This is a genomic window from Synechococcus sp. H60.1 (assembly GCF_047462335.1).
GTDB lineage: Bacteria > Cyanobacteriota > Cyanobacteriia > Thermostichales > Thermostichaceae > Thermostichus.
Genome location: NZ_JANSJA010000034.1, coordinates 1 through 1,898, shown reverse-complemented (window position 1 = coordinate 1,898; position 1,898 = coordinate 1). Strand labels below are relative to the sequence as shown.

3 protein-coding genes are annotated in these 1,898 nt (G+C 59.9%); all 3 read right to left on the bottom strand.

What is annotated here, in order from left to right; translation table 11 throughout:
- Positions 1-472: acetyl-CoA carboxylase biotin carboxyl carrier protein (accB, locus tag NW852_RS01615; protein ID WP_414426415.1), on the bottom strand; the 472-nt coding region annotated here is incomplete at its 3' end.
- Between the two features lie 68 nt (positions 473-540).
- Entirely contained in the window at positions 541-1,098 is a 558-nt protein-coding gene (gene efp / locus NW852_RS01610; protein WP_414365625.1) for an elongation factor P, read from the bottom strand.
- A gap of 45 nt (positions 1,099-1,143) precedes the next feature.
- Positions 1,144-1,818: a tRNA (adenosine(37)-N6)-threonylcarbamoyltransferase complex dimerization subunit type 1 TsaB gene (tsaB, locus tag NW852_RS01605; protein ID WP_414365624.1), complete on the bottom strand. Its 675-nt coding sequence runs from the start codon at positions 1,816-1,818 to the stop codon at positions 1,144-1,146.
- Positions 1,819-1,898: the final 80 nt, after the last annotated feature.

Genomic DNA, 1,898 nt, shown 5'->3' with positions numbered 1-1,898 from the left:
CCGTGGGATCCAGTCGCATTAAGACTTGGCCAAATTCCACCGGCTGGCCGTTGCTCACCAAAATCTCCTTCACCACGCCTGCGGTTTCAGCTTCTATCTCGTTCATCAGCTTCATGGCTTCGATGATACAGAGAGTTTGGCCCTTGTTCACCCGCTGGCCAACCTGCACAAAATCCATCTCTCCAGGGGCAGGAGCGCTGTAGAAGGTGCCCACCATCGGTGCTGTCACCTCTACCCAGTGGCTGGGGGCAGGCTTAGAAGCGCTCTCAGGAGAGGGAGCTTCTGCAGGGGGAGCAGGGGGGGGTGCTGGCGGCGGGGCAGCGGGCGGAGCGGCGGCAGCAGCAAGGCCAGTCGGGATTCCTTTGCGCAGGGTCAGGCGGAAATCCTTGTACTCCAGGGTTAGCTCGGTAACGTCGCTCTCCTGCAGAGCGGCCAGCAGAAGGCGAACTTCCTGCCAATTGACAACATCCAAGGGAACGTTACTCCTGATGCATCACCTGTCCACAACGGCAGCCCAGCGGCGAAGAAGAAGGAGAGCCATCACTCGCGGCCTATATAGGTGTCGGTGCGAGTATCGACACGCACCCGTTCTCCCACCTTGATAAACAGAGGCACCTGGATCTCAGCGCCGGTCTCCAGCTTGGCGGGCTTGGTTCCTCCCGTGGCCGTATCTCCTTTCACGCCGGGATCGGTTTCCACCACTTCCAAGACAACGGTGTTGGGCAGCTCCACATCGATCACCTGCCCCTTCCAGCGCAGGATGGCCACTTCCATGTTCTCTTTCAGGTATTTCACGGCAGAGCCAATTTGGGCAGCACTGAGGGGAGCCTGTTCGTAGGTCTCCATGTCCATGAACACGAAATTGTCCCCTTCTGCGTAGAGATACTGCATATTCACTTTTTCAATAGTGGCGGCAGGCAGCATTTCGCCGGCGCGGAAGGTTTTCTCCACAACGTTGCCGGTCTGCATATTTTTGAGCTTGGTGCGCACAAAAGCCGAGCCCTTGCCAGGTTTCACGTGCAGAAACTCGATTACCTTGTAGGGAGCGCCGTCAATTTCCACAGAGACGCCGGGGCGCAAATCGTTGCTTGAGATCATGTCAGCACAGCGATCCGTTGCTTAGACTTCCCAATCTTACCCCGGCTACGGGGCACTCCGATTCAGCCCTCTGAGATCAACGGGCGGCTGACGTCCGTAAAGAGGCAACACCGTCTGCCAGGGAGGGCGCAAGCCTGCCTGGAAATCGGCGCGGGCTAGTTCCGCCAACGCCAGCACAGGCGCCGGATCTACCCAGTCGGCGGCATCGACGACGAGAGCCTGCGGCCACTGCCGCAGAACCGTCTGCCAAGCAGCTTCCTCCCAGAGCTGATCCGCTACTTCGGCAACCCAATGTTCTGGGCCCACCCGGTACACGCCACCATACTGCTCCCCCCGCTTGGCGTCCATGTGCACCGCCACCGTCAGGGGCTGAGGCGGGGATCCCTGCTCCTGCCAAGCCTGGCGGGCGAGAACCGCCAAGGTCGAGTAGCCAAACACCGGAATGCGCAACTGCTGGCCCAACAACCGCGCCACACTCACCCCCAAACGGCTGCCGGTAAAACTCCCCGGCCCCAAAGCTACAGCGATCCCCGCCATCTGCGACCAGTCCTGGCTGGCTAAGAACTCCCTCAGGCAAGGGTGCAACTGGGCCGCCATCTCCCGATCCAGCCACCAACTCCGGCTGCGGCTCTCCCCCAGCTTCTCCTCCAGCGGCAACAGGGCCAAGCCCAGAACAGGCGTGGTGGTGTGGATCCCTAAAATCCAGCGGGGAACTGACATGGCCTCTCTCAGGATCAAGCGAGGTAGTTGACAGAACTTAACGGATGTTTTAAGGTTGTGTTGTCAATCTTCGCGCTTCC

Bases quoted from the DNA above. Each gene is read 5' to 3' on its own strand.
- efp (WP_414365625.1), bottom strand. From the start codon at position 1,098: ATGATCTCAAGCAACGATTTGCGCCCCGGCGTCTCTGTGGAAATTGAC.
- tsaB (WP_414365624.1), bottom strand. From the start codon at position 1,818: ATGTCAGTTCCCCGCTGGATTTTAGGGATCCACACCACCACGCCTGTT.